The following is a 24,662-nucleotide window of genomic DNA, read 5'->3' on the forward strand; positions in this document are numbered from 1 at the left end:
CGGCCCAAAACCGTTCGAACGGGGCGGCCCGCCGACCATGTCGGGGGTTGAGGCCATACTGAACGGCGTGTATTCGGGCATCGGTGACCATGGTGAGCGCGCGGCGTTTCTCGACGCGCGTTCGCTGATCGGCTGTCGGCACCGGTTGCATCTGGACGCTGAACATCCGGGCGTATTGACCGGTGTGGCCGAAGATGCCGGTGTGCAGCAGCGGCGGGAAGCCGCCGCCGCGCATCGACTTCAGGTGCGGGACACGCTGGTTGGGGCCGCGCCCGAACGCTGGACGGTCATCGATCCCAAGCAGCCCGCGCAGCAGCGGGCCGCGGACACCATGGCCGCCATGGCCGCGGGCGCGGAACGCATCTGGGGCGGCCTGCTGCCGCAGGAACCCGACACCGGCCGTCGCGGCGGCTGCGAAATCCTGTGGCGCGACGGCGATCGCGGCGGCTACATCCCGATCATCGTCGTGAACCACAAGGTGACCGACCCCCGCCAGCCCGACCCGGCCGACTACCACCCCACCACCAGTGACCTCTACGCCTGGAATCCCCAGCCGGACAGGCACGTCCGCACCCGCCCGCAACCACGCGATCAGCAGCGCCTGGCGCACCTGTACCGCATGCTGCAGCGGCACGGCCTGGCCAGCCCGGCCCTGGTGGGCGGTGCGATCGGCTACCACTTCGACCGCGTCCTGGTGCACGATCTGGGCCCGATCCTCGACGACTACGACCTCCGCTACGCCGACCGCATCGCGGTGGTGCGCGGCGAATTGCCCACCGTCCCATCCAAAGTCCCCGAATGCCGGCAGTGCCCGTGGTGGACGCGCGCCCCGCGCGACGGCGACCGCAGCTGTGCGCAGTGGCTGGCCGAGCATCGCGACGTGAGCCTGGTGGCGCCGGGTTCGCGCGCGGAGGTGCTGCGCCGCCACGGCGTCGAGACCATCGACGATCTGGCCGCCTGGAGCGGTGACGATCCCGACGACTGGCAGTACGAGCCGTTCACCGAGACGGTGGTCACCGCCCGCGCCTGGGCCACCGGCGCCCCCCTGGTCCGCCGCGTCGAGCAGGTCCGGGTGACCCGCGCCGACGTCGAGGTGGACGTGGATCTGGAGAGCTTCCAGGAGCACGGCGCCTACCTCTGGGGCACCCTGCTCGACGGCGTGTACCGCCCGTTCGTCACCTGGGATCCGCTGCCCACCGAGGACGAGGGCCGCTCCTTCGCGGAGTTCTGGACCTGGCTGATGCGGGTGCGCGCCCAGGCCGCGGCGGACGGGAAAACGTTTGCCGCCTACTGTTATTCGCGCACCGCCGAGGACAAGTGGCTCTACGAGTCGGCTCGCCGTTTCGCGGGCCGCCCCGGCATCCCCACCGAGCGCGAGGTGCAGCGGTTCGTGGACGGCCCGCAGTGGGTGGACATGTTCCAGGCGGTATCGGAGCAGTTCATCTGCCCGAACGGCAAGGGCCTCAAGAAGATCGCCCCGGTCGCCGGATTCCACTGGCGCGACGCCGAAGCCGGGGGTGAGGCGTCCATGGCCTGGTACCGGCTGGCGGTCGGCTACGACGGCGGCGAACCGGAGCTGTCGCAGCGCACCCGCATCCTCGAGTACAACGAGGACGACGTGCAGGCGACGAAGGTGCTGCGGGACTGGATGACCGATCGCGCGGACACGGAGGTTCCCGGCATCGCCGACTTCGGCCGTCGTAATATCGCGTCGTGACCGAACACATCGAACACCTGGAGTTTCAGGCCGAGACCCATCAGCTGCTGGAGCTGATGATTCACTCGGTGTATTCGAACAAGGACACCTTCCTGCGGGAGCTGGTCTCCAATGCCTCCGATGCGCTGGACAAGCTACGGCTGGAGACCTTCCGCGACAAGGACCTGCACGCCGACACCTCCGATCTGCACATCGAGCTCGAGGTCGATCGCGACGCGCGCGTACTGACGGTGCGCGACAACGGCATCGGCATGTCGCGGGCCGAGGTGGTGGATCTGATCGGCACGCTGGCCAAGTCGGGCACCGCGGCGCTGCGCAAGCAGCTGCTCGAGGCGAAAGCGGGCGACCAGCAGGCCGAGGAGCTGATCGGCCAGTTCGGCATCGGCTTCTACTCGACCTTCATGGTGGCCGACAAGGTCACCCTGGTGACCCGCAAGGCGGGCGAGACCACCGGCACCCGTTGGGAATCCGAGGCCGGCTCGCCCACCTACACCATCGAGGAGCTGGCCGAGGCCCCGCAGGGCACCTCGGTGTCGCTGCACCTGAAGCCGTCCGACGACGAGGATCACCTTTTCGACTACACGCAGGAGTGGAAGCTCCGCGAGATCGTCAAGAAGTACTCGGATTTCATCGCCTGGCCCATCCGCATGGATGTCGAGCGCACCGTCATGGAGGGCGAGGGCGAGGACAAGACCGAGAAGACCCTGGTCGAGACGCAGACCCTCAACTCCCAGAAGGCGTTGTGGACCCGCCCGCGCAGCGAGGTCTCCGACGAGGAGTACAAGGAGTTCTACAAGCACGTCTCGCACGCCTGGGACGATCCGCTCGAGATCATCCCGATGAAGGCCGAGGGCACCTTCGAATACCAGGCGCTGCTGTTCATTCCGTCGCACGCGCCGTTCGACCTGTTCACCCGCGAGCACAAGCGCGGCGTACAGCTGTATGTGCGCCGGGTGTTCATCATGGACAACTGCGAAGAGCTGATGCCGGAGTATCTGCGCTTCGTCAAGGGCGTGGTGGACGCGCAGGACCTGTCGCTCAACGTCTCTCGCGAGATCCTGCAGCAGGACCGGCAGATCCAGATGATCCGCAAGCGGCTGGTCAAGAAGGTGCTCTCCACCGTCAAGGACCTGCGCGGCGCCGAGGACAAGACCAAGTACTGGGAGTTCTGGAAGGAATTCGGCCGCGTCCTCAAGGAGGGCCTGCTGTCGGATCCCGACAACCGCGAAACCATCCTGGCGGTCTCGGCGTTCGCGTCCACGCATTCGGACTCCGAGCAGACCTCGCTGGCCGAGTACGTCGAGCGCATGCCGGAATCGCAGTCGGCCATCTACTACATGACCGGCGAGTCCCGGCAGCAGATCGAGAACTCCCCGCACATCGAGGCGTTCCAGGCCAAGGGCATCGAGGTGCTGGTGCTGACCGACCCGGTCGACGAGATGTGGGTCGGCTCGGTCACCGAGTTCGAGGGCAAGCCGATCGTGTCCATCGCCAAGGGCGAGGTCGATCTGGAGTCCGAGGACGAGAAGAAGGAGTCCGAGGCCCTGCGCGAACAGCAGGAGAAGGACTTCGCCGAGGTGCTGACCTGGCTGCAGCAGACCCTCGACGCGGACGTGAAGGAGGTGCGCCTGACCAACCGGCTCACCACCTCCCCGGCCTGCATCGTGGGTGATGTGTTCGATTTCACTCCGATGCTCGAGCGCATGTACCGGGCCTCCGGTCAGGAGCTTCCGCACAGCAAGCGCATCCTGGAGTTGAACCCGGCACATCCGCTGGTCACGGGTCTGCGCGACGCGTTCGGGAAAGTTTCCGGCGAGGCCGACAAGCCGGCGGAGCTGACCGAGACCGCCGAATTGCTCTACGGCACCGCCGTTCTGGCCGAGGGCGGCGAGCTGAAGGATCCGGCGCACTTCGCCCGCATCCTCGCCGAGCGTCTCACTCGCACTCTCTGACAGTCGCTTTCGCGTCGGGCTCCTGCGAAAACCGCAGGAGCCCGACCCATAGCCAGCGGGAATTGGTCATAGGCTATTTGTCCTGAATGTGACGATCCGCATCCCGCGGCGATTTCGGGAACTCAGCGCGAACGCGTACGTTGTACGTCTTGGTCGTAAGTTTTCGTGTTCGTGTTCAACATGCTCGCGCGGAACATTGTGCGGGCGTCGCTTCTCCTTGCCAGGCAAGTTGCAAGCCGCCTTCTGATCGACCCCGGGTGCCGCGACCGCGACACCCACGCAACAAAAGAAACACCTCGTCAGGAGAAGGTAATGGTTCAGGGCACCGTCAAGTGGTTCAACGCGGAGAAGGGCTACGGCTTCATCGCCCGCGAAGACGGCCCCGACGTTTTCGTCCACTACTCGGAGATCGAGGGCAACGGCTACCGCCAGCTCGAAGAGGGCCAGGCCGTGTCGTTCGAGATCACCGAGGGCAAGAAGGGCCCGCAGGCAGCTGCGGTCCGCCCCCACTAAAAGCTTCCGAGGCGTGGGCCCCCAACTCCCACACCTTGTGCTTCGAAACAGCAAGGCCCGCACCGAATTCGGTGCGGGCCTTGCCTCATGAATGGGAGCCGGGGGCAGGCGCCCTCTGCTCATGGGGGTTTGGGGGGACCCCAAGATTTCCTCATGGGGGTTCGGGGGTGAAACCCCCGAGACTCCCTCACGGGGGTTTGGGGGTGAAACCCCCAAGACCCAGCGTCAGCGCGGCGCCATGCGGAGGGCGCCGTCCATGCGGATGGTCTCGCCGTTGAGGTAGTCGTGCTCGGTGATGTACTGGACCAGCTGGGCGTACTCGTCCGGGCGACCCAGGCGCGACGGGAACGGAACCCCCGCCTCGAGCCCCTTGCGGTACTCCTCGGTGACACCCGCCAGCATCGGGGTGTCGATGATGCCGGGCGCGATGGTGTTCACGCGAATACCGAACTGCGCCAGGTCACGAGCGGCCGGAATGGTCATGCCGGCCACGCCGCCCTTGGAGGCCGAGTAGGCGATCTGCCCGATCTGCCCCTCGAACGCCGCGACCGAGGCGGTGTTGATGATGACGCCGCGCGAACCGTACTCGTCGACCGGATCGGTCTTGGAGATGGCGTCGGCGGCCAGCCGCATCACGTTGAACGAGCCCAGCAGGTTCACGGTGATGACCGTGCGGAACAGCTCGAGGTCGTGCGGCCCGTTCTTGGACAGGATGCGTCCCGCCCAGCCCACGCCGGCGCAGTTGACCACAATGCGCAGCGGCACACCGGATTCCACGACCTTGGCGACCGCGGCGGCCACCTCGTCACCGCTGGTGACGTCGGTCGGGATGAGGGTGACACCGGCGGGGACGCTGTCGCCCGCGCGCTCGATCGACTGCGCCAGATCCAGGCCGAACACGGTCGCGCCCGCATCGGCGAGCCGCTTGGCGGTGGCCGCACCCAGCCCGGACGCACCTCCGGTGACAATGGCGGCGGAGCCCGAAATCTCCACGGTGTTGGTCCTCTCGAACGTGGACGGCCCTCTCACTGGCCCTCCGTCAATAGGCACGATAGCCGGGGCGCGCGCACGGCTCGCGTGGGGTCCGCCTCCGCGCGCCGCAGGCTCGCAATGTTTGCGAACACAGATGTTCGTCTAAGTGGTAGCTTCGCAAGCATGAACGCCAGCACGGCCCGCACCCGCCGTGGTCGCCGCCGCCCGATCTCGCGGGTGGCGGGCAAACGCATCCTGATCACCGGCGCGGCCCGCGGCATCGGAGCCGCCCTCGCCCGCCAATTGCACGCGCACGGCGCGCACGTGGCCCTGCTCGGCATCGAGGAGTCGCTGCTGGCCCAGGTCGCCGCCGACTGCGGCGACGCCCCCTGGCGCTACTGCGATGTCGGCGATCCGGCCCAGGTGCAGCGGGTGGTCAACTCCCTCACCGCGGAACTGGGCGGCCTGGACGCGGTGGTGTGCAATGCCGGGATCGCCCGCCAGCTGGCCCTGCTGGGCGGCGATCCGTCGGTGCTCGAGGAAACCCTCGCCGTCAATGTCCTCGGCGTCTACTACACGCTGCGCGCGGTCGGCCCGCACCTCGCGCACGACAACGGCTACGTGCTGATCATCTCCTCGCTGGCCGCCGCCATCCACCTGCCGCTGGCCGGCGCCTACAGCGCCTCCAAGGCGGCCGTCGAGGCGCTCGGCGACACCCTGCGCATCGAATTGCGCCACACCGGAGCCAAAGTCGGCATGGCCTATTTCGCCGAACTCGACACCGAGATGACCAGTCGCGGCTTCGGCACCGAGGCCGCCCGCAGCATCCTGGGCCGCTCCACCGTCTCCGGCCTGGCCCCGCTCGGCCCGGCCATCGACGCCTGCGAACGCGCCCTGGCCCGCCGTTCCCGCCGCATCGTCTCGCCCTACTGGGTAAGCCTGGTGCTGTGGTGCCGGCCGCTGGCGCAACGCCTGGTCGACTACTCGCTGCGCGACGGCGTGGCCGGCGGTTTGGAGATCGCCCGCACCGAACCGACCGCCTTCACCACCGAACAACCGTCCCGTACCCCCAGAATGAGAGGGCTCGCCTGAACGCACCCGGCCCACGGAGTCCACGCATGCCCGATTCGGCAACCCGCCACCGCTCCTCGGAGCGCCTGCCCCGCGGCCGCCACGGCCTCACCCGTGAGGCCGTGATCGCCGCGCAACGCGATCGCATCCTGCTCGCCATGGCCGAGGCGATGACCGAGAACGGTTATGTCGGAACGCCGGTGGCCGCGGTCATCAAGCGCGCGGGCGTCTCCCGCGAGACCTTCTACGAGCAATTCCGTTCCAAGGAGGACTGTTTCGAGGCCGCCTACGAGCGGGCCGCGGAACTCATGCTGACCGGCATCCTGGCCGCCACCGGCGCGGAATTCGAGGACGAGACCCGCACCGCGCGCATCGAGCGCCTGCTCGGCGCATACCTGGACGCGCTGGCGGGCCAACCGGCTTTCGCGCGTTTGTTTCTCGTCGAGGTCTACGCGGTGGGCCCGGAGGCCATCGCGCGGCGCACCCAGTTGCAGGAGACGTTCGTGGCGATGGTCGCCGACGTGTTCGGCGCGGACACCGAGGCTCAGCATTTCGCCTGCCAGACCCTGGTGGCGGCGCTGTCGTCGATGGTCACCGCGCGCATCGCGGTCGGTGATCTGGACGGGTTGCGCGAGTTGCGCGCGCCGCTACTGGACCTGGTGCGGCGCAGCGGGGAACTGTTCGGCGACACGGTCTTCGGCGACTGACCGCGGCGTCCGCCGCCGCAGCAGTAGCAGCACACCGCCCGCCAGCGCGGGCAGCGCCAGCGCCACGACCGCGGCGACCGGCGTGCCCAGCCCCGCGGCGAACGCCTCCAGCAGCGTCAGCGCGCCGAAGTACAGGAACAGCAGACCCGAGCAGACGGCGATGAACCGCTCCGGAATGTGCTTGCCGATGGTGACGCCGATCAGAATGGCCAGCCCGCCCGCGGCCACCATGCCCGCCACCGACCCGATCCACACCGCGACCCAGCCGTTCTTGGTGGCCAGCGCCATGGTCGCGAACATGGTCCGGTCGCCGAGTTCGGCGAGCAGGAACGCCGAGACGACGACCAGGAAGGCATTGCGGGACTTGGACTGTGGCGCGACCTCGTCTTCCGCGGCGTCCGGCCGCAGGGTCTCGCGCAGGGTCCACAGGCCGACGCCGATCAGGGTGGCCGCCGCGCACAGCGAGATGATTCCGGTGGGCAGGGCCGCACCGAGGAAGTGGCCGACGCCGACGGCGATGAGGTTCACCAGGACGCTGGCGACGGTGATGCCGCCGAGCACCACCCACCAGCGGTAGCGCAGGGCGAAGGTCAAGGCCATGAGCTGCGATTTGTCGCCCAGTTCGGCGAGGAACAGCACGCCGAAGCTCAGCAATATCGTGGCGATCATGAAAGTCAGCTCCCAGGGTTTCCGGCCTGTCGGCTGAATGCGGGGGCGCTTCAGCCGACACCGCACCGGCGAATCGGTTTGGTTTCTGTCGGCCGAAGGTCTCGCCCACCGAAGATCTCGGTTCACGCGCCGGACCCGGAAGGATCAGTATGTCGACGGCGTGATTGGGGGCTACTCCCCTTCGCTCGCCGCCACTCTACTCCGGCAAACCGGTCGCGGGCAAACCGCTGTCATCGAAATCGCAATGCGCGCAATAAGTTTGGGGACGCTGCCGGAAGGTTTCGGGTACCCTCACGCAGCCAGCAGCATGGCCAGAACCGCGGTGTCGGGATCGCTGATCGGATCCACCCCGACGCGCGAAACCATCGAGGTCACCGTCCCGTCACTGTCGGTCTCCACCCACGCCGCCCGATGTTCGAGTCCCAGATGCGGCAGTCCCGGCAACAGCAGGCAGCCGGAGGCCGCCCCCGTGCACTCGGGCAGCGACGGCCGGGTCTCGCGCGGCGGATGCAACATGATCAACGCCGGTGGCACACGCTCGGCAAACATGCCCGGCCGCAACGACTCCGGCTGTTCCCCGAGTACCGTGCCCTCCGCGATCACCAGGCCCACCATCGCCGGATCCGGGTCCTCGGGCAATTCCTCCCGCGCCCCGAACACCGTCGAGGTCGGCAACAGCCCCGGCAACCCGGCCACCCGCACGGCCAGCACCAGCAGTTGCGCCCACTCCTTGGTGGAATCGGGCCACCGCCCGGAAATCACGAACCCTTGCAGCGCCCCACGCGCGTGAAACGGCATGACGCCGATCTGTCCGTCCATGACGTGCCTCCCGAATTCCGCTCAGGGGGCGGCTGTGCCCGATGTTGCTGTTGGGAACACCAGGTTGAACCAGAACAGAACTGGCACACAAGTACCAAAGAGTGCTAGCACCCGGCCCCCGGAAATGCGAAAGACCCGCGAACCAGCGGTTCGCGGGTCTCAGACGCACGGACGAAACCGACCGTCAGAAGTCTCCTGAGGGACAGGCTCGTGCTCTCCCGGGGGCCCGGGGGGCTTGCCCCCGAAATCTGTCCTCCCGGGGTTCGGGGGCGAAGCCCCCGACGGCGTCAGCCGAAGATCAGGCCCTTGCCCTGGTTGACGGCGCGGGCGAAGCGGTCCTGCACCTCGGCCCAGTTGACGACGTTCCAGAACGCCTTCACGTAGTCGGCCTTGACGTTCTTGTACTGCAGGTAGAAGGCGTGCTCCCACATGTCCAGGCCCAGCAGCGGGATGATGCCCAGCGGCACGTTGCCCTGCTGATCGGTCAGCTGGAAGGTGAGCAGCTTGCCGGCCAGGGTGTCGTAGCCCAGCCACGCCCAGCCCGAGCCCTGCAGGCCGTTGGCGGCCGCCGAGAACTGCGCGACGAACTTGTCGAACGAGCCGAACTGGTCGTCGATCGCGGCGCCCAGATCGCTTTCCGGCTTGTCGCCGCCGTCCTTGGACAGGCTCTTCCACCAGATGGAGTGGTTCACGTGGCCGCCGAGGTGGAACGCGAGGTTCTTCTCGTGCAGGAAGATGGCGGCGTGGTCGCCCTTCTCGCGGGCGGCCTCCAGCTGCTCGAGGGCGGTGTTGGCGCCCGCGACGTAGGCGGCGTGATGCTTGCTGTGGTGCAGCTCGTTGATCTGCCCGGAGATGAAGGGCTCCAGGGCCGAGTAGTCGTAATCGAGTTCAGGCAGCGTGTAAACAGCCACGATGTCCCTTTCCGTGTCGGGGCCGTGTGCCCTCGGCTTGATTCCGAGGCGCACCCAACCATCATTCGTACACCCGCTCGTCTGCAACCGGCGTGCGTGCCCCCACATTCCGGCGGATGTATATCTTTCCCAACCTTTGGAATACCGGTGAACGCAACATCGTCGCCGGTCGCGGCCGGTCCCGTAGCATCGAGACATGTCGTGGTACGACGAGTTCGTGGGGCGCTTGCGACTACCGGAACCGACGATGGTGACAGCCGAGCAGGCCCTGCCCGGCCGCGCCGAACCCCTGGTCGTTCCGGATCGGCACTACCTCAGCGGCCATCCGCTCAAACCCCCGTTCCCCGACGGCATGCGGCTCGCGGTCCTGGCGATGGGCTGCTTCTGGGGCGCTGAGCAGGGATTCTGGCAACGCGAGGGGGTGTACAGCACCGCGGTCGGCTATGCCGGCGGGTTCACTCCGAACCCGACCTACGAGGAGACCTGTTCGGGTCGCACCGGGCACACCGAGGCGGTGCTGGTGGTGTTCGATCCGGAGGTCGTCGACTACACCGGAATTCTCGCGCAATTCTGGGAGAACCACGATCCAACCCAGGGCATGCGCCAGGGAAACGATCGCGGCACCCAATACCGTTCGGCCGTCTACACCTTCGACGACGAGCAGGCGAAAATCGCTGAGGAGAGCCGGGTTCGGTATCAGCAGCGGTTGACGGCGGCCGGGCTCGGGACGATCACCACCGAGATCGCCCCGCTGCCAGACCTTTCCGCCTTCTATTACGCCGAGGGCTATCACCAGCAGTATCTGGCCAAGAATCCCGGCGGCTACTGCCCCGATCACGGCACCGGCGTCGCCTACTAGAGCGGCGGCACCACATCCGGCCGCATGGTGCGCGGGTCGCCCGCGTCGTGGGCCTGCCACCAGCGCACGCCGCCGGCGATGAACTCCGGCAAGGGAATCGCGTTGCCCTGCTTGTCGGTGACGGTGGCGCCGTCGAACCACACCCGGACGTCGAGTTCGCGCGGGTCGATGCCCTCCTCCTGCGAGAACTCCATCAGGTGCGCGCCGGGGGTATCGCGCAGTTCGGTGTCGAAGCTGAGCAGCTTCTTCCACTGGCTCCAGGAGCTGTCGGACAGATCGAGGAAGTCCCACCCGTGCAGCGCGCCGCCGCCGAAGCTGGACACGGCGTCGTGCAGGCCGTCGAGGGTGAGCGGGAGCACAACGGGTTCCAGGTCGTCCCAGCGCTGCCGGCGCAGCGAGCAGGCGACGCGGCTGACCCCGGTGAGGGTCAGGTAGATGTCGCAGTCCGCGGGCGGCGGACCCTCCTCGGGGAGGGTCAGCACGTCGAGTTCGAGCCGTAGCGTGCCGGCCGCCGCGTCGACGTCGATGCCGAGGCAGGTCGCCTCCGACAGCGCGAGGTTGAGTCCCTTGATGTCCAGGCCGTCGAGTAGCCCCCTGCTCACAGTCATAGCGCAAGGCTACCGATCTTGCCTGGCCCGGCCCAGGATTTCCGTTTTTCGGTAGTGTTGTCGTTTTTTTCGGGGCCGCCGGTCCGGAGCGCGGTTCCGGACGAATCGGTCGTCTATCAACCTGTGGATCAGGTTGTGGATTATGTGGATAACTCCCGAAACCAACCGTGCGCAGGTACGGAACTCCACCGGCCTCGCGCCCGCGTGGCAGGATCGAAACCGTGACGAATCCGGATGTGCCCTCGGTGCCGATCGATGCGGTGCCCGCGGAATTCGATACCGCCGAGGCCCGCGGGTCCGGCGTGTCCGCGCCCGCCCAGCTCCTCGACGTCCGCGAGGACGACGAGTGGCAGCTCGGCCGCGCGCCCGGCGCCCTGCACATCCCGATGACCGAGGTGCCCGCCCGGCTCGACGAACTGGACATCGACGCGGAGATCTACGTGGTGTGCCGGCAGGGCGGCCGGTCCATCGTGGTGGTGGAGTATCTGAACCAGATCGGTTACGACGCCGTCAATGTCTCGGGTGGCATGGTGGCCTGGCAGCAGACCGGTCGCCCGCTCACCGGTGACGGTCCCGAGGCGAAGATCTACTAGGCGCGGAGAGGTGGAGCGATGAACGGGGGACAGGTGGGGCGATCGCGATCCGCCGTCGTGCAGCCGTGCGCCCGCTGCGGCTCACGCTGGGCGGTGCAGGGCAAACCATTGCACTGGTGCCCGCGCTGTCACGGCGTCCTGCTCTCCCCGGCGCCCGTCGACGCCCCCGCCGACCGCCGCAACTACCGCTGGGTGGCCCGGCCGCCCGGCCGCAAAACCCCTGCCCCGCAACCCGTTCGGCGGCCCGCCGCCCCGCAGACGCCGCGCTATCACCAGATTCCGCGCTGGGGCTTGCAGGATCGGCCCCCGCTCGCGGCCCCCGCGCCGCGCCGCCCGCTGGCCGCGCTCGGCGACCGGGTCACCACCGCCCTGTACGCCACCGCGGGCGTGTTCGTGGTCGCCGCGCTGGCCGAACTCGGCCGCTACGGCATCCTGCTGCGCAACCGCACCCGGCTGATCCCGTCCTGGCTGCTGTGGATTTCCGATGCGGCCGTGACCGTTTCGTCCATCGTGGCCATGGCGGTGGCCCTGGCGACGGCGGTGACGCTGGTCGGCTGGCTCGCCGAGACGCGCCGGGCCGCCTATGCCGCGGCGGGCGAGCTGGATCCGCGGTCCGCGCGGTCGCTGGTGCTGGGCTGCGTGATCCCGGTGGCGAATCTGGTCTGGCCCGGGGTGTTCCTGACCGAGGCGGCCCGGCTGCGGATCGCCGGCGGCGCGGATCCGCGGCTGCTGCGCGCGGTCCGGATCTGGTGGGCTGCTTGGCTGTTGAACGCGCTGCTGGTGCTGGTGTCGGTGCTCTACCGGTTCGCGAGCACGCTGCAGGTGCGGGCCGACGGGGTGCTGGCGAGCATGTGGACCGACCTGGTCGCCGCCGGTGTCGCGGTCGCCTCCCTGGGGTTGGTGCGCGCGTTCGCCGGACTGGATCTGCGCGGCCGCCCGCGCGTGCCGCGGCGCTGGGTGATCGCCACCACGCCCGCGCAGCCGGTGATCGCGCCGGTCTCCCCGGGCGCGACCGAGCGCGCGCGGGCCGCGTCCATCAGGGATGATCAGGCGGGGTCCCTCGACAGCGACGAGGTCACCGCGGAACAACAGGAGGTAGTGGCGAAGTGAGCCGGGCCAGTCGTGCGCCGTTCGTGGTAGCGCACCGGGGGGCGTCGGCGGCGCGACCCGAACACACGATCGCCGCCTACGATCTCGCCCTGCAGGAGGGCGCCGACGGCGTCGAATGCGATATCCGCCTGACCCGCGACGGGCATCTGGTGTGCGTGCACGACCGGACCGTGGACCGCACCTCCACGGGTGCGGGCGCGGTCAGCGAGCTCACCCTGGAGGAGTTGCGGGCGTTGAACTTCGGCACCGCCGCCGAACCGGAGGGCGTGCTCACCCTGGCCGCGCTCATCGAGCTGGTGCTGGACTGGAAGAGTCGTCCCACCAAGCTTTTCATCGAGACCAAGCATCCGGTCCGCTACGGCGCGCAGGTGGAGGCGGCGCTGCTGGAGGAGCTCACCCGCTACGGCATCGGCGCGCCGGCCTCCGCGGATCATTCGCGCGCGGTGGTCATGTCGTTCGCGGCGACCGCGGTCTGGCGCATTCGCCGTGCGGCGCCGCTGCTGCCGACGGTGCTGCTCGGTGAATCCTCGCTCTACCTCTCGGGCGGCGCGGCCGGCACGGTCGGCGCCACCGCCATCGGCCCGTCGGTGCGCACCCTGCGCGAGCACCCCGACCTGGTCGACAAGGCCGCCGCCGCGGGCCGCGCCACCTACGTCTGGACCTGCGACGACGCCGAGGACGTCCAACTCTGCGCCGACCTCGGCGTGGACTGGGTCGCCACCAACCACCCCGCCCGCACCAAAGCCGTTCTCACCACGGCCTAGATCCCCGCGCCGGTCGCCGGGCGCACTTCGGCCACCCTGTAGTTTTCACACATGGGTAAGAGCAAGCGCAACAGTCCCAAGCCGGACAGCAATCGGGCGGAGAAGCTGGCCGCCCGCCGCGCCGCGCAGGAGGCGGCGGCGCAGACAGTGACGCGGCCCTTCGAGGGTCTGGCCGCCGAGTGTGACCTGGTCGCGCTGCGGGAGTTCGTGCCGTCGGCGACCGCGACGCTGAAGCTGTCGCCGAATGTCGCCGCCGAGCGGGCCGTCACCCTCGCCACCGTGCTGCCGGGCGCGGTCGCCGCGCTGGTGCGGGCCGGCGACGAGCCGGTCGGTTTCGTGGGCACGCAGGTGCAGTTCCAGTCCGGTGATCCGGCCGCGGATCTGGCGGCCGCCATCCTGTGGACCCAGGCCGCCGCGCCGGGCGAATCGCTGAACGCCGCGGATGTCGAAGGCGCGCCGCGGCTTTCGGAGGTGCTGGATCCGGGCGCGGCCCTGGACCTGACCGTGCACCAGGACTTCAACTGGTGGGTGCCGGCGGACATCACCCCGGATCCGCAGGTGGCCGCCACCATCGAGCAGGCCAATCAGGCCATCATGCCCTCGGCCCGCCTGGAGCTGGGCGCGGACGCGGTCGGCGCGGCCTGGTGGGTGGACGCCGGCGAGAAGGCGCACGTGCGCTGGGTGCGGCCCGAGGACGAGGATCGGCTGATGCTGGCGCTGGCGCGCCTGCACGCGGCCGGTGACCTGCACCTGGGTGAGGGTTCGCGGTTCGCGGGCTCGTTCCGCACGCACGGTCTGCTGGTGCCGGTCTTCGATCTGGATCGTGAGCGCCACCCGAGCGAATGGGAGGCTCCCGCACGCGAATTCGGCGCCAAGCTGACCGCCGCGCTGGCGGTGGACGCCCCGCTGACCTCGGAGGAGCGTCGCTCCCGCGACGGTTTGCGGTCGCGTCAGGTGACACTGCGCTGACTTTTCCCGAAGTTCCGCGAGGAATTTTCTGAAAAGTGAGTGTTTCGGTCTGGCGGCTCGGCTAGTTTCTCCTCACCCCTTGGAAATTCGGATGAGGAGAAATGCCATGGATGCCATTCTGTCCCTGGTCAAGTCGCTGGTCACCACGTTCTCGGCCAGCCTGTCCGCCAACTCCACCGGCAATGTTCAGGTGCCGATGAAGTAATAGAGGCGGGCAGGCCCCGCGGCATCGAGCACACATGCGACAGCCCCGGTCCAGCGCAAGGGACCGGGGCTGCCGTGTCAATCCACCACCGATGCCTACAGTGAGCCGCCCGCGGCATGCGGGGCGCCACTGGCGTCCGAGGGCCCGCTCATTTCCCGCTGCACGAAATTCTCCAGGTCGAACAGGTTGGCGCTGGCCCGCTCGGCGACGGTGAGCAGGGTCTTCATGGTGGCGACCTCCTCGACCTGCTCCTTGAGGAACCACTGCATGAACTGCTCGCCCTGGTAGTCGCCCTCTTCGCGGGCGGTCTTGGCGAGCTGCACGATCTGCTCGGTGACCGCCTGCTCCTGCGCCAGCGCCAGCGCGATGGGCTCCCGCGCATTCGCGAATTGAGAAGTGGCGGCGACGGTTCCGGGCATCTCGACCGCGATGTCCTGATCGATCAGATACTGCGCGATCATCATCGCGTGGTTACGCTCTTCGACGGCCTGCTTGTAGAAATACTTGGCCAGAACCGGCAGATCGGCATTGTCGAACCACAGCGCCACGGCGATGTACTGGTGTTCGGCATTGAATTCGTTGCGGATCTGGTCCTGGAGCAGAGCCTGGAACTTGCTGCGTTTGGTCTGGATTCGGGTGGACATGCGGACGAGGTTAATGCGGCCCATTCCACGTGTCATCCAAGTGCAGCCTTATTGAGTACTGCCTCATTTAGGCAAGTATTGCCTAAATGTTGCTGGATTCCGTCCGCGGACCGCCGGTCATGATCAACTACCGACCGTCGTGATCAGATCCTGCGGCAGTTGTTGATCCTTGGCCAGCGTGTCGAAGAAGGCGCCGGCCCTCGTCTTGTCCCACAGCAGCACATTGCCGCTGCCCGACACATCCTCGAAACCGCCGACCGGCACCGTGGTGGCGATCGGATCGTTGTTCAGGGCCCTGCCCAGGGTGGCCAGGTTCCAGATGTGCGCGCCGTTGTCGACCTTCAACGCCGCGGTCAGGTCCCGGATCAGCGGCCAGGACCGGAACGGATTGGCCAGCGTCGCGGGGCTGGCGGCCTTCTTCAGCAAGGCGCTCAAGAACATTCGCTGATGCAGCATGCGATCCAGGTCGGCGCGCGGCGTGGCACGGGAGCGCACGAAGCCCAGCGCCTGCGGACCGTTGAGGGTCTGGCAGCCCGCGGGCAGGTTGATCCCGGCCAGCGGATCGTTCATCGGCGAATCCAGGCACATCGAGATGCCGCCTACCGCGTCGACGATATTGGCGAAGCCGCCGAAGCCGATCTGCGCGTAGTGGTCGATGTGCAGTCCGGTCGCGCCCTCCACGGTCTTGACCAGCAGGTTCGCGCCACCGGAGGCGAAGGCGGCGTTCAGTTTGTCCTTGCCGACGCCCGGAATGCTGACATACGAGTCGCGGGGCAGGCTGACCAGCGTCGGCCGCCCGGACTTGGGGATGTGCACCAGGATGATGGTGTCGGTGCGCTCGCCCTCGACATCGGAGGAGTCGCCGGTGGACAACTGCTGTTCCTGATCCTTGGACAGGCCCGCGCGGCTGTCGGAACCGACCAGCAGCCAGTTCGTCCCGGGCGTGTCGCCGACCCGGCCCGCGTAGTTCGCGAGCGCGTCGATGCGGGTCAGATGGGTGTCGACGTAGATCGCCGCGGCGATCGGCAGCAGGAGCAGCACCAGCAGCAGCGACAGGATCCAGCGGAACCAGTGCCGTTTCTTGCGCGGTCGCGCGCCGCGCGGCGGGCGGCCGCTCGCGCCGCCACCGCGCCGCTTGCCCGGTGGCAGCGGCGGCGGGGGAGTGCGGGGCGGTTCGTCGTGGAAGGGTTCCGGCCGCTGGGTGGGCGCGTAACCCATGGCCGCGCCCGCGGATTCGCGTGCCGCGCCGGCGGATTCGCGCACGGTGGGCCGATCGCCCTGCGGCGGAACCCGATTGCCCGGGGCGCGATCGCCCGGTGGCGGCATCCGATTGCCGGGCGGCGGAACCCGGTTGCCCGAGGGCGGAACCCGGTTGCCCGGGGGCGGCATCCGCTCGCCTCGCGGCCGGGGTGGCGCCGGGTTGCGCGGCGGCTGCGAATACGCCAGGGGCGCGCCGGGTTCGTTGCGTCGGATCACCTGAGTTGGTTCCACGCGCGGGCCGTCCTCGTTAACGGGCGGCCGATGAGACGAAGGTCTCGGTGGTTGCCCGGGATTCGCGGAGGGTCGCTGCGGCGGCGCCGGGGGCTCGCCCGGGCGTCCCGGCGGCGGCTCCCGGCGCATCCGTGCAAAGTGCTGGGGGTCGTCGCCGTTCATCACCAGAAACAGTACCGACCGACGCGCCCGCGTGGCTCGTTCCGATGTGATTACGGCAGCCAGGAAACGTGTCCGCGCAGGAAGGTGTACCCGATATAGGCGATCGTGTCGATGAGCGCGTGCGCCAGCAGCAGCGGCCACAGCCGGTTGGTGCGCTGCCAGTAGCGTCCGAAGATCAACCCCATCACCAGGTTTCCGAGCCCGCCCCCGAGACCCTGGTACAGGTGGTAGCTGCCGCGCAGCACGGCGGACGCCAGCAGCGCGCGCGGTTCCGACCAGCCCAGCGCCCGCAGCCGCGTGATCAGGTAGGCGACCACCAGCACCTCCTCGGCCGCCGAATTCGCCCACGCGGACAGCACCAGTACCGGCAGCCGCCACCAGTGTTCGAGCGAACTGGGCACGATGGTGACGCTCACACCCAGCGCGTGCGCCGCCAAATACAGCCCCAGCCCGGGGATTCCGATCACCGCGGCCAGCACCAGACCGGGCAGTACGTCGGCCCGCCAGCGCAGTCGCCGCACCAGCCCGACCGCCGTCGGCGCGATCCCGCTGCGCCACAACAGATACAGCCCCAGCGCCGCCCACCCGAGCAGCCGGGCCACGCTCAGCAACTGGAACAGCAGATCGATGGTGGACTGCGCCGCCCGGGAAGCGTTGAGCGCCACCGTCTGCCCGCCCACCCCACCGGGCGACAGCGCACTCTCCACCAGCGACAACGCCGCATTGGCCCCGCTCAGCCCAAAGGTGACAACCAACACCACCGCGATCTCGAACCGAATCGCCCGCTGCCCCGATTCGGACGATTCAGGCACGGGCCACACAGGCGGTCTATCAGCAGCCGAAACCATGCCGCCAATCTAGGACCTCTCCTCGCCCGCCCCCAGCACCCGGGCACCAGTCAAGATCGTCACCCGTGTGTGGGACGAGCCGTCATCCGGCGTGCTTTTGGCCGGGATCCCCTCAGATCCGGTGCACGCCGCCGCGGAAGGGGTTGCCCGCCAAGGCGTGTACGGCACGGCTGAGGGATTCGATGTCGTCGGCCGGACCGTCGAACGGGATGCGAATGTCGTGGTCGGCGTCGACGGCCTCCACGCGCAGCGTGATCCCATAGCGGTCGATGGCCAGCGGGTGGATGAGCGCGCCGCGCCGCAGCGCATGCGGCAGCCGCCGGGCCAGCCGGTCGATGACATCGGCGTGGTCGGCCTGCAGGTGTTGCAGCCAACCGGCTTCCAGCGCGCAGAACGGATCCGGCCGGGCGTCGCGCAACTGCTCGTGCCCGACCGAGTCCGCCCCGGAGGTGTCGGCGAGCACGGCGGAGTCGATGACCAAACGCAGCAGGGTGGCGGTGTGCCCGACGTCGAGCAACCCCGGATGCGGATGGTCCGCGGCGACCGCGGTCGCCAGCGCCCGCTGGGCGTGCGCGGGGACGGTGTAAGCCCAGCCGCGCAGCCACACCAGCGCGCGGACGCGTTCCCGCAACGCCAAGGGCGCTTGATCGGTGAGTTCGAGCACCGCCGGGGATCCGGTTGGGCCGCAGCCGAGTACGAGCCCGGCGGCGGTGGAGGTCATCGGCACCGCCATCACGATGTCGCCGCAATGCCGCAGCAGATGCACCGAGGTGGGCACGGGGTCGAGGCCGGGCAGGGCCAGCATCGCGCTGTCCGCGTGCGCGCAAGCGCTGTGCACGCGTTCGGCGGTAGTGGGTGCGACGACCTGGGCCGCGAATGGCATACACACCTCCGGAATCGGAATTAGGTAATCCTAAGCTAAGTGACGAGGATCGCCCGCGCAAGGCCCGGCCCGGGATCGCTACGGTGGAGCGGTGCCGCACGACTCGTCCCCCGCGCCCGAACCGGTCGCGCTGACCCTGTCCGTCCCGCCGCGCCCGGCGCGCGGGCTCACCGAGGATCTCGTCCGCCCGATCTCGTCCGATCCGGGTGTCGAGGTCCTGGACCTGGCGCTCGACGATGTCGCGGTCGCGGAGTTCCTGGTGCGAATCGTGCACGGCGACAACGGCTTCGTGGCCCGCACCGCGGACGGCGCCCGCGCGCTGGCCGGCATCGCCGCCACGGTCGCCGCGCTGATCGGTGACGACATCCCCGCCGCCCTCGCCACCCCGGACCTGGATTTCCTCCGCGGCCTGCGCCCGCCCGCGATCGAGGCGCTGCGCGCGGTGCTGCTGGCCATCGAGACCGGCGATGTCGAGTCCGTGACCGCCGCGCTGGCCGTGCTCGAACCTTGATCGACCAGCCCTGACGGACAAAGCCGGGGACCGCCGCGCACACGCAAGTAATCTCGTAACCGTGCCGCGTATCGCCTACTTCGGGCCGTCGGGAACCTTTACGGAGATGGCCCTCGCCAAGCTGGAGTCCCTCGAAGCATTCGAGGGGCCGGTCGAGCGTGTCCCCGCCCCGAGTCAGGGCGCGGCCATCGATCTGGTGCGCGCGGGCCAGGTCGAGGGCGCGGTGGTGCCGATCGAGAGCTCGGTCGAGGGCTCGATCGCGCCGACCCTGGACGCCCTGGCCCTCGGCCCCCGCCTGCAGATCTTCGCCGAAACCGATCTGGACGTGGCCTTCACCATCCTCGGCCGCCCCGGCGTCGCCCTCGAGCAGGTGCGGCGCATCGCGGCCTACCCCGTCGCGGCCGCGCAGGTCCGCCTGTGGCTGGCCGCGCACCTGCCGCAGGCCGAGCTGTACACCTCGGCCTCGAATGCTGCCGCCGCGGAGGATGTCGCCGCCGGCCACGCGGACGCCGCGGTCTCCACCTCGCTGGCCGGGCAGCGCCTGGGCCTGACCACCCTGGCCGACGGCGTCGCCGACGTGGATCAGGCCGTCACCCGCTTCGTCCTGGTCGCCGCCCCGCGCCCCGCGCCCGCCCGCACCGGCTCCGACCGCACCTCGATCGTGCTGGAGCTGGCCAACGAGCCCGGCTCGCTCATGCGCGCGTTCGCCGAATTCGCCACGCGCGGTATCGATCTCACCCGCATCGAGTCCCGGCCCACCCGCACCGGCATGGGCACCTACCGCTTCTACCTCGACTGCGTCGGCCATATCGACGACACCGCGGTGGCCGAGGCGCTCAAGGCCCTGCACCGCACCGCGGCCCGGATCCGTTTCCTCGGTTCCTGGCCCGCCACCGCGGCCACCGGAACACCGCCGCCACCGGACGCCCCCGCCGCGGCCTGGCTGGCCGATCTGAAGAAGGGAGTGGCCGACCTGTGACCGGCAAACTCATCCTGGTCCGGCACGGCGAAACCGAGGGCAATGTCGCCAAGATCCTCGACACCCGGCTACCGGGCCTGCCGCTCACCGAACGCGGTGCGACACAGGCGAAGAACTTCGGCGCGAACCTGACTACCCCGCCGCAGCGGCTGTTCAGCTCCGCGGCGCTGCGCGCACGCCAGACCGGCGGCTACATCGAGGCCGCCACCGGTGTCCCGCTGGAGGTGCTCGAGGGTCTGCAGGAGGTTCAGCTCGGTGAGCTCGAGGGCAGCGGCACCGCGGCCGCGCACGAGCGGTTCCAGGACATCTACCACGCCTGGCATTCCGGCGATCTGAGCCTGCGCGTGCCCGGCGGCGAATCCGGCGAGGAGGTGCTCGCCCGCTACATCCCCACCCTGGAACGCCTCCGCGACGACTATCTCACCGACCCGGCCGGCGGCGATGTCATCGTGGTCAGCCACGGTGCGGCCATGCGTCTGGTGTCGCGTGAACTCACCGGTGTGCCATGGCTTTTCGCCGCCAACAACCACCTCGACAATACCGAGACCATCGAGCTGCTGCCCGCGGGCGACGGCCGCTGGACGTGCACCCGCTGGGGCCGCTACACCCCGCCGTTCGCCGGCGCCACCGAACCCACCGGCGACGACCCTATGGGGTAGGGAATTCCGTTCGCAGCGGCAGGGATTCGAGCAGATCTCCGAGTGCGGTGCGGAAGCGGGCGGGGGTGCCGCTCGCGAAGGAGGTCCACTTGGTGCCGTCGTCGGCCTTGGTGGTGATGGCCAGGAACCGCCCGTGCCGGGTGTTGTACACCGCGAGGTGGTTGTCGGCCACCTCCCGGGAGCCGTCCCCGTAGAGCACGCCGACGATCTCCGCGTGCGAATCCACCTGCACCAGCGCCGAGGCGATGGTCTGCGCGTCGCGCGCCGGATGGCAGACCTCGGTCAGCCGTTTCGCGGTGGTGGCGGCATCGCCCGCGTCGTCGAAGATGGGCACCAGATCGGCGGTGGGCGCGTTCGTTCCGGCCAGCTCGAGGACGTCGGCGGGGCCGAGCGCCGCCAGTACGGTGCCCGCGAGATCGTGGCTCGCCTCGTCGATCACATAGGACCCGGGCCCGCGCAGCGCCACCACCTCGAAATCGTCGCCCTTGGCCAGGCAGAACCGGTTGACCTGCCCGGCCACGTACCAGCGCACGGCCAGCACCCAGTGCGGACGCGCGAGCACGCGCAACCGCTGCGCCAGTTCGGGATGCACCTGGTCGCCGTCGAGCAGATCGCGCTCGGCGAGGGCGGCGGCCGCGGCCGCCATGGCGGCATCGTGTTCGGCGGCATGGTCGTAGCGGCCGATGGCGTCGAGCACCACCGGCAGCTCGTCGATCCCCAAAGTCTCTTGGAGATACTGCATTTCGTCCAGCGTGAGGGTCACCGAACGCAGCAGCGACGGCCCGCGCCCCGCGCCGAGGACGGTCACCGATCGCCCAGCGGGTCGCCGCCGATGACGGCGGGCGCGATGACCCGGCCGTCGGCGAACACCTCCACCGAACGCCCGTAATCCGTTCCCCGAGGCGACTCTTCGTCGTCACCGCCCTGACCGCCGGGCAGCGGTCCGGCGCCGGTGGTACGGGCCGGGGCGGCGGACGCGGGAGATGTCGTCACGCCCACCGGTTCCGCCACCGGCGGGCCGGAAGGCGTTGCGCCACCGGCGTTTCCGGGTGCGGCGAGACCCGACCCCCAACCGTCCGGCAGGCGCAGCGTGCCGCCGCCGTTGCCGATGGACACCGAGGTGCCCGGCCCGTTGAAGGACACCGCCTGGGTGGCCAGCGCCGCGCCGCCCGCACCCGCCACCCCCGCGGCCGCCGCGGCGGGCATACCGGTGGTGGGCAGCGCCGGAGCCTGGGTGACCGCGTTCGCGATGGCCGTAACCGCCGTGCTCGCAACGTTTCCCGCACTGCTGACCCCGGAGGTGACGACCGTGCCCGCCACCTGCGCGGCCTGCGAAAGGGCGCTGGTGATCGCCGGATTCTGGGCCAGCGCCGCGGCCGCGCCCAGCGCCGCCTGCACCGGATCACCGCTGTTGGCGAAGGCGTCGCCGCCCGCGTTGGCCGAGCCCGCGCCCATGGCGATGGGCGGCGGCATGAGGAACTGGCCCGGGGTGGCCACCATCAAACTGGTTGCCGCCTCGTAGGTTTCCATGACGAGCGCGGCCCGGATGTCGAGCGCGAGCTTGGCGGCCTCGGCAGCTTCCGCGGTGCCGTTGAGCGCGCCGCCGCTGGAGTAGGCGGCCACCCGAGCGGTCTCCACGACCGCGATCTCCGGCAGGCTCGGCATGGCGATCGAGGCCACGGTGTAGGCGGTCGCATTGGCGGCGGCCTTGCCGGCCATGATGCCCGCCATCACGGCCTGCTGTTCGGCCCAGCCGGTGAAGACGCCCAGGCGAGCCAGCACATTGAGGCCGTTGATACCCTCGAGCCCGACCCCGATCTCGGCCATCACCCGGGCCACGGTGGTGGTGGCGTCCACCCAGGACGCGGTCAGCGCGCTCCACGCGGTATTGGCGGCCATGATCGGCACGGCGTGCGCGCCGGCATTGAGGGTGACGGAGTTCAGTTCGGCCATGCGGGGCAGCCAGAACACCCCGGTGATTCCCAGCGTCATGTGTCTGTCCCCTTACACCTGGATCGCGGCGATACCGGCGGCCCGCATGGCGTCCTGCGCCAGGTACTGGGCCAGCTGGCTGCGCAGGGTGGCGGCGGCGTGATGCAGTTCGAGAATGCCCTGGGCGACCGAATGGTCATGGGTGAACGCGGCATTGTTGAAATGCGCGGCGGCCAGGAACGACACCTCTTCGGTGCCGGAGGGGAGCACGTGGGTGGCCGGCGCGGTCGCGGTCGCGGCGGCGGCCAGGCGTTCGGCGAGCAGGTCGAGCTCCAGGGCCGCCGCGAGGATCACCTCGGGCTGCACGAGGACATGGCCAACCATGATCGGGTTCCCTTCTGACGTTCCACCCCGGTTATGAAGATTGGACGCAGAGGTTTGCTGATCGGTTCCCAGCGCCGCTGTTCAGCCCCATCCCAGCTGATGAAGGCGCTCGTCGTCAATCCCGAAATAGTGGGCTATCTCATGAATCACAGTGATCGCCACCTCTTCCACCACCTCTTCTTCGGTGTGACACATCTCGAGGATGGCGTCGCGATAGATGGTGATGGTGTCCGGCAGCGCGCCCCCGTAGTGGCTGAAGTCCCGGTCGGTGAGGGCAATCCCGTGGTAGAGACCGAGCAGGTGCGGGTCCTCGTCGCTGCGCGGCTCGATAAGCACGACCACATTGTCGATCGCCTGTGACAACTGCGCCGGGATCAGATCGAGGGCATCGCCGACCAGCTCCTCGAAGCGGTCGTCGGACATGGCGACGGGCATGGTGTCGGCTACCGCCCGCTCAACGTGGCTGGGGGATAACCGGCGGGGCCGCGCCGGGCAGCGGCGGCGGGGTGTAGCGGCCGTTGTTGGGCGGCGGCACCGGGGCCTGACCGTCGATCTGGATGTCGCCCTTGGCCGATCCGGTGATGGTGGCGAAGCCCTCCTGATCCGCGCCCTTGCCGACCATGCAGTTGAGGCTGCGGGAACCGGCCAGCCAGCTGCGCGCGTCGAGCGCGTCCCAGAACAGGGTGAGCGTCTTGTTGCGCAGCGCGTCGGGGGAGCCGAGGTAGTCGCCGGCGTCCTTGGCGCACTGGTCTTCCATGAACTTGTCCTGATCGTCCTTCGACGGCGGGCCGCCGGTGAAATGCGAGGCCAGGTCCACGGTGGAGACGATCTCGAAGGCGTGCGGCTGGGTGCAGTCGACCGGATCGGTCGGCAGGTTGGACTTGATGCCGATGCAGGTGCCGATGTCGTAGACCTTCGACTGGTTGATATCGCGCACGCTGCCGGTGATCGGCTTGGTCGCGATGCCCTGGCTGCCGGAGACCTGCAGCCCGCACCGGAGCGTCCGTTCACCGGCCTTCCAGCCCGCCTCACCCGGATTGATCAGTCCCACAACGAATTTGCCGCGCGGGTCCAGCTTCCCGCCGAGGTACTCCTGGGCGGCGCTGACGCAGTGCTCGTCGCGCAGTTCGGAGAACCGCAGCGAGTCGGGGAAACGGGAGCCCGGCCCGAACTCCTTGCCCGGGTACTTGCTCAGATCGATGTCCGCGGTCACCTCGAACAGATGCTTGCCGCCGCAGTCCACCTTGGAGAGGTCGCTGGCATTGGCCTTGGTCCAGGTCAGGCAGTCGCCCTCCTTGGCGGTGCCGAAGGCCGCGCCCGCGACCGCGCCGGTCGGCTGGGCCGCCCCCGGCGCGTGCGCCTTCACCCGGTTCGAATCGAACCCGTTGGACACGAACATGGTGATGAGCACCGCGAGCGTGACGCCCACCGCCATGGCCAGCAGCCCCCACCGCACGGTCGACGCCGATAGCGGCCCGTTCTTGTCGAGCTTGGACTCGACCGCACGAAACGGCATCAGCAATCGATCCAGCACCGTCGGAGTCCGACGGCTCGGCGGCCCCGGGCGCTGCGAAGACGGAGGCGCGGGCCACTGCGAAGGAGACTTTTGCTCAGGCATCGGCGCCGAGTCTAATTGCCTCCGCTGCGCTCCGGCGGGTCCGCGGCGCTGGAGGTCTCGTTCTTCCCTCCCTCCGCTCCCCCGCTGCGCTCCTCCGCTCCGCTCAGTCCAG

At 69.2% G+C, this 24,662-nt stretch carries 27 protein-coding genes; 13 read left to right on the top strand and 14 right to left on the bottom strand.

Annotated features, from left to right (window positions below; all coding sequences use genetic code 11):
* Window positions 1–67: 67 nt before the first annotated feature.
* From D7D52_RS13490 to D7D52_RS13500, 3 genes are all read left to right on the top strand, one after another.
* Entirely contained in the window at window positions 68–1,717 is a 1,650-nt protein-coding gene (locus D7D52_RS13490; RefSeq protein WP_425464631.1) for a TM0106 family RecB-like putative nuclease, read from the top strand.
* Window positions 1,714–3,669, top strand: a complete 1,956-nt coding sequence (gene htpG, locus D7D52_RS13495; RefSeq protein WP_120736631.1) for a molecular chaperone HtpG — start codon at window positions 1,714–1,716, stop codon at window positions 3,667–3,669. Before D7D52_RS13490 ends, htpG begins: the two co-directional genes overlap by 4 nt.
* Before the next feature lie 312 nt (window positions 3,670–3,981).
* Window positions 3,982–4,182 carry a cold-shock protein gene (locus D7D52_RS13500; RefSeq protein ID WP_033085228.1) on the top strand — a complete coding sequence of 67 codons (201 nt, stop codon included), beginning with the start codon at window positions 3,982–3,984 and terminating at the stop codon, window positions 4,180–4,182.
* A gap of 225 nt (window positions 4,183–4,407) precedes the next feature.
* Here D7D52_RS13500 and D7D52_RS13505 read toward each other — a convergent pair whose 3' ends face one another.
* Window positions 4,408–5,175 (bottom strand): SDR family NAD(P)-dependent oxidoreductase, encoded by a 768-nt coding sequence (locus D7D52_RS13505; protein WP_120736632.1) that lies wholly within the window; start codon window positions 5,173–5,175, stop codon window positions 4,408–4,410.
* A gap of 162 nt (window positions 5,176–5,337) precedes the next feature.
* On the opposite strand from D7D52_RS13505, the gene D7D52_RS13510 reads away from it, so the two are divergent.
* Together D7D52_RS13510 and D7D52_RS13515 are read left to right on the top strand one after the other, a co-directional pair.
* Window positions 5,338–6,246, top strand: a complete 909-nt coding sequence (locus tag D7D52_RS13510) for an SDR family NAD(P)-dependent oxidoreductase (protein WP_120736633.1) — start codon at window positions 5,338–5,340, stop codon at window positions 6,244–6,246.
* Window positions 6,247–6,272: 26 nt separating this feature from the next.
* A complete protein-coding gene (locus D7D52_RS13515) occupies window positions 6,273–6,932 on the top strand; it encodes a TetR/AcrR family transcriptional regulator (RefSeq protein WP_120736634.1) in 660 nt (219 codons plus the stop codon).
* Here the strand turns inward: D7D52_RS13515 and D7D52_RS13520 are convergent.
* From D7D52_RS13520 to D7D52_RS13530, 3 genes are all read right to left on the bottom strand, one after another.
* Window positions 6,873–7,601 (bottom strand): TMEM165/GDT1 family protein, encoded by a 729-nt coding sequence (locus tag D7D52_RS13520; protein WP_120736635.1) that lies wholly within the window; start codon window positions 7,599–7,601, stop codon window positions 6,873–6,875. The genes D7D52_RS13515 and D7D52_RS13520 overlap by 60 nt on opposite strands.
* Before the next feature lie 291 nt (window positions 7,602–7,892).
* Window positions 7,893–8,420 (bottom strand): peptidase, encoded by a 528-nt coding sequence (locus tag D7D52_RS13525; protein WP_120736636.1) that lies wholly within the window; start codon window positions 8,418–8,420, stop codon window positions 7,893–7,895.
* A gap of 287 nt (window positions 8,421–8,707) precedes the next feature.
* Complete coding sequence (locus tag D7D52_RS13530) at window positions 8,708–9,331, bottom strand: superoxide dismutase (RefSeq protein ID WP_120736637.1); 624 nt, start codon at window positions 9,329–9,331, stop codon at window positions 8,708–8,710.
* A gap of 196 nt (window positions 9,332–9,527) precedes the next feature.
* Here D7D52_RS13530 and msrA point away from each other — a divergent pair, with 196 nt between their 5' ends.
* Window positions 9,528–10,190 (top strand): peptide-methionine (S)-S-oxide reductase MsrA, encoded by a 663-nt coding sequence (gene msrA, locus D7D52_RS13535; protein WP_120736638.1) that lies wholly within the window; start codon window positions 9,528–9,530, stop codon window positions 10,188–10,190.
* Here the strand turns inward: msrA and D7D52_RS13540 are convergent.
* Complete coding sequence (locus D7D52_RS13540) at window positions 10,187–10,798, bottom strand: hypothetical protein (RefSeq protein ID WP_120736639.1); 612 nt, start codon at window positions 10,796–10,798, stop codon at window positions 10,187–10,189. The genes msrA and D7D52_RS13540 overlap by 4 nt on opposite strands.
* Before the next feature lie 221 nt (window positions 10,799–11,019).
* Here D7D52_RS13540 and D7D52_RS13545 point away from each other — a divergent pair, with 221 nt between their 5' ends.
* The 4 genes from D7D52_RS13545 to D7D52_RS13560 are packed head-to-tail and all read left to right on the top strand — an operon-like array spanning window position 11,020 to window position 14,234.
* Complete coding sequence (locus D7D52_RS13545) at window positions 11,020–11,391, top strand: rhodanese-like domain-containing protein (protein ID WP_120736640.1); 372 nt, start codon at window positions 11,020–11,022, stop codon at window positions 11,389–11,391.
* 18 nt (window positions 11,392–11,409) lie between these two features.
* Window positions 11,410–12,501 carry a DUF4328 domain-containing protein gene (locus D7D52_RS13550; RefSeq protein WP_120736641.1) on the top strand — a complete coding sequence of 364 codons (1,092 nt, stop codon included), beginning with the start codon at window positions 11,410–11,412 and terminating at the stop codon, window positions 12,499–12,501.
* The gene (locus D7D52_RS13555; protein WP_120736642.1) at window positions 12,498–13,265 is read left to right on the top strand and encodes a glycerophosphodiester phosphodiesterase; all 768 of its coding nucleotides are present in this window, start codon (window positions 12,498–12,500) and stop codon (window positions 13,263–13,265) included. Before D7D52_RS13550 ends, D7D52_RS13555 begins: the two co-directional genes overlap by 4 nt.
* A gap of 51 nt (window positions 13,266–13,316) precedes the next feature.
* On the top strand, window positions 13,317–14,234 hold the full coding sequence (locus tag D7D52_RS13560) for a DUF5926 family protein (protein WP_120736643.1): 918 nt from the start codon (window positions 13,317–13,319) through the stop codon (window positions 14,232–14,234).
* A 300-nt stretch (window positions 14,235–14,534) separates the two neighbouring features.
* Here D7D52_RS13560 and D7D52_RS13565 read toward each other — a convergent pair whose 3' ends face one another.
* The 4 genes from D7D52_RS13565 to D7D52_RS13580 all read right to left on the bottom strand — a co-directional run bounded on the left by D7D52_RS13565 (window position 14,535) and on the right by D7D52_RS13580 (window position 18,467).
* Entirely contained in the window at window positions 14,535–15,083 is a 549-nt protein-coding gene (locus tag D7D52_RS13565) for a ferritin (RefSeq protein ID WP_120736644.1), read from the bottom strand.
* 123 nt (window positions 15,084–15,206) lie between these two features.
* Window positions 15,207–16,472 (bottom strand): LCP family protein, encoded by a 1,266-nt coding sequence (locus tag D7D52_RS13570; protein ID WP_425464676.1) that lies wholly within the window; start codon window positions 16,470–16,472, stop codon window positions 15,207–15,209.
* Window positions 16,473–16,786: 314 nt separating this feature from the next.
* On the bottom strand, window positions 16,787–17,584 hold the full coding sequence (locus tag D7D52_RS13575) for a CPBP family intramembrane glutamic endopeptidase (RefSeq protein ID WP_120736646.1): 798 nt from the start codon (window positions 17,582–17,584) through the stop codon (window positions 16,787–16,789).
* A 112-nt stretch (window positions 17,585–17,696) separates the two neighbouring features.
* A complete protein-coding gene (locus D7D52_RS13580; RefSeq protein WP_187703147.1) occupies window positions 17,697–18,467 on the bottom strand; it encodes a DUF2470 domain-containing protein in 771 nt (256 codons plus the stop codon).
* A 91-nt stretch (window positions 18,468–18,558) separates the two neighbouring features.
* On the opposite strand from D7D52_RS13580, the gene D7D52_RS38520 reads away from it, so the two are divergent.
* From D7D52_RS38520 to D7D52_RS13595, 3 genes are all read left to right on the top strand, one after another.
* Window positions 18,559–18,978 carry a hypothetical protein gene (locus D7D52_RS38520; RefSeq protein WP_187703148.1) on the top strand — a complete coding sequence of 140 codons (420 nt, stop codon included), beginning with the start codon at window positions 18,559–18,561 and terminating at the stop codon, window positions 18,976–18,978.
* A gap of 61 nt (window positions 18,979–19,039) precedes the next feature.
* Window positions 19,040–19,957 carry a prephenate dehydratase gene (gene pheA / locus D7D52_RS13590; protein WP_120736647.1) on the top strand — a complete coding sequence of 306 codons (918 nt, stop codon included), beginning with the start codon at window positions 19,040–19,042 and terminating at the stop codon, window positions 19,955–19,957.
* Entirely contained in the window at window positions 19,954–20,616 is a 663-nt protein-coding gene (locus tag D7D52_RS13595; RefSeq protein WP_120736648.1) for a histidine phosphatase family protein, read from the top strand. Before pheA ends, D7D52_RS13595 begins: the two co-directional genes overlap by 4 nt.
* Here D7D52_RS13595 and D7D52_RS13600 read toward each other — a convergent pair.
* The 5 genes from D7D52_RS13600 to D7D52_RS13620 all read right to left on the bottom strand — a co-directional run bounded on the left by D7D52_RS13600 (window position 20,606) and on the right by D7D52_RS13620 (window position 24,448).
* Window positions 20,606–21,424 (bottom strand): ESX secretion-associated protein EspG, encoded by an 819-nt coding sequence (locus D7D52_RS13600; protein ID WP_120736649.1) that lies wholly within the window; start codon window positions 21,422–21,424, stop codon window positions 20,606–20,608. The genes D7D52_RS13595 and D7D52_RS13600 overlap by 11 nt on opposite strands.
* Entirely contained in the window at window positions 21,421–22,608 is a 1,188-nt protein-coding gene (locus D7D52_RS13605) for a PPE domain-containing protein (protein ID WP_120736650.1), read from the bottom strand. Before D7D52_RS13605 ends, D7D52_RS13600 begins: the two co-directional genes overlap by 4 nt.
* 12 nt (window positions 22,609–22,620) lie before the next feature.
* Complete coding sequence (locus tag D7D52_RS13610; protein ID WP_120736651.1) at window positions 22,621–22,932, bottom strand: PE domain-containing protein; 312 nt, start codon at window positions 22,930–22,932, stop codon at window positions 22,621–22,623.
* Between the two features lie 81 nt (window positions 22,933–23,013).
* The gene (locus D7D52_RS13615) at window positions 23,014–23,367 is read right to left on the bottom strand and encodes a metallopeptidase family protein (protein ID WP_120736652.1); all 354 of its coding nucleotides are present in this window, start codon (window positions 23,365–23,367) and stop codon (window positions 23,014–23,016) included.
* Window positions 23,368–23,386: 19 nt separating this feature from the next.
* Entirely contained in the window at window positions 23,387–24,448 is a 1,062-nt protein-coding gene (locus D7D52_RS13620) for a septum formation family protein (protein ID WP_120744079.1), read from the bottom strand.
* Window positions 24,449–24,662 lie beyond the last annotated feature (214 nt).

This window comes from Nocardia yunnanensis (assembly GCF_003626895.1).
Lineage (GTDB): Bacteria > Actinomycetota > Actinomycetes > Mycobacteriales > Mycobacteriaceae > Nocardia > Nocardia yunnanensis.

What these genes read in the sequence shown, in the direction of transcription:
- D7D52_RS13500 (WP_033085228.1), top strand. Translation starts at nt 3,982, where the DNA reads ATGGTTCAGGGCACCGTCAAGTGGTTCAACGCGGAGAAGGGCTACGGC.
- D7D52_RS13510 (WP_120736633.1), top strand. Translation starts at nt 5,338, where the DNA reads ATGAACGCCAGCACGGCCCGCACCCGCCGTGGTCGCCGCCGCCCGATC.
- D7D52_RS13515 (WP_120736634.1), top strand. Translation starts at nt 6,273, where the DNA reads ATGCCCGATTCGGCAACCCGCCACCGCTCCTCGGAGCGCCTGCCCCGC.
- D7D52_RS13520 (WP_120736635.1), bottom strand. Translation starts at nt 7,601, where the DNA reads ATGATCGCCACGATATTGCTGAGCTTCGGCGTGCTGTTCCTCGCCGAA.
- D7D52_RS13525 (WP_120736636.1), bottom strand. Translation starts at nt 8,420, where the DNA reads ATGGACGGACAGATCGGCGTCATGCCGTTTCACGCGCGTGGGGCGCTG.
- msrA (WP_120736638.1), top strand. Translation starts at nt 9,528, where the DNA reads ATGTCGTGGTACGACGAGTTCGTGGGGCGCTTGCGACTACCGGAACCG.
- D7D52_RS13540 (WP_120736639.1), bottom strand. Translation starts at nt 10,798, where the DNA reads ATGACTGTGAGCAGGGGGCTACTCGACGGCCTGGACATCAAGGGACTC.
- D7D52_RS13550 (WP_120736641.1), top strand. Translation starts at nt 11,410, where the DNA reads ATGAACGGGGGACAGGTGGGGCGATCGCGATCCGCCGTCGTGCAGCCG.
- D7D52_RS13560 (WP_120736643.1), top strand. Translation starts at nt 13,317, where the DNA reads ATGGGTAAGAGCAAGCGCAACAGTCCCAAGCCGGACAGCAATCGGGCG.
- D7D52_RS13565 (WP_120736644.1), bottom strand. Translation starts at nt 15,083, where the DNA reads ATGTCCACCCGAATCCAGACCAAACGCAGCAAGTTCCAGGCTCTGCTC.
- D7D52_RS13570 (WP_425464676.1), bottom strand. Translation starts at nt 16,472, where the DNA reads ATGCCGCCCCCGGGCAACCGGGTTCCGCCCTCGGGCAACCGGGTTCCG.
- D7D52_RS13575 (WP_120736646.1), bottom strand. Translation starts at nt 17,584, where the DNA reads ATGGTTTCGGCTGCTGATAGACCGCCTGTGTGGCCCGTGCCTGAATCG.
- D7D52_RS13580 (WP_187703147.1), bottom strand. Translation starts at nt 18,467, where the DNA reads ATGCCATTCGCGGCCCAGGTCGTCGCACCCACTACCGCCGAACGCGTG.
- D7D52_RS13605 (WP_120736650.1), bottom strand. Translation starts at nt 22,608, where the DNA reads ATGACGCTGGGAATCACCGGGGTGTTCTGGCTGCCCCGCATGGCCGAA.
- D7D52_RS13610 (WP_120736651.1), bottom strand. Translation starts at nt 22,932, where the DNA reads ATGGTTGGCCATGTCCTCGTGCAGCCCGAGGTGATCCTCGCGGCGGCC.
- D7D52_RS13615 (WP_120736652.1), bottom strand. Translation starts at nt 23,367, where the DNA reads ATGCCCGTCGCCATGTCCGACGACCGCTTCGAGGAGCTGGTCGGCGAT.
- D7D52_RS13620 (WP_120744079.1), bottom strand. Translation starts at nt 24,448, where the DNA reads ATGCCGTTTCGTGCGGTCGAGTCCAAGCTCGACAAGAACGGGCCGCTA.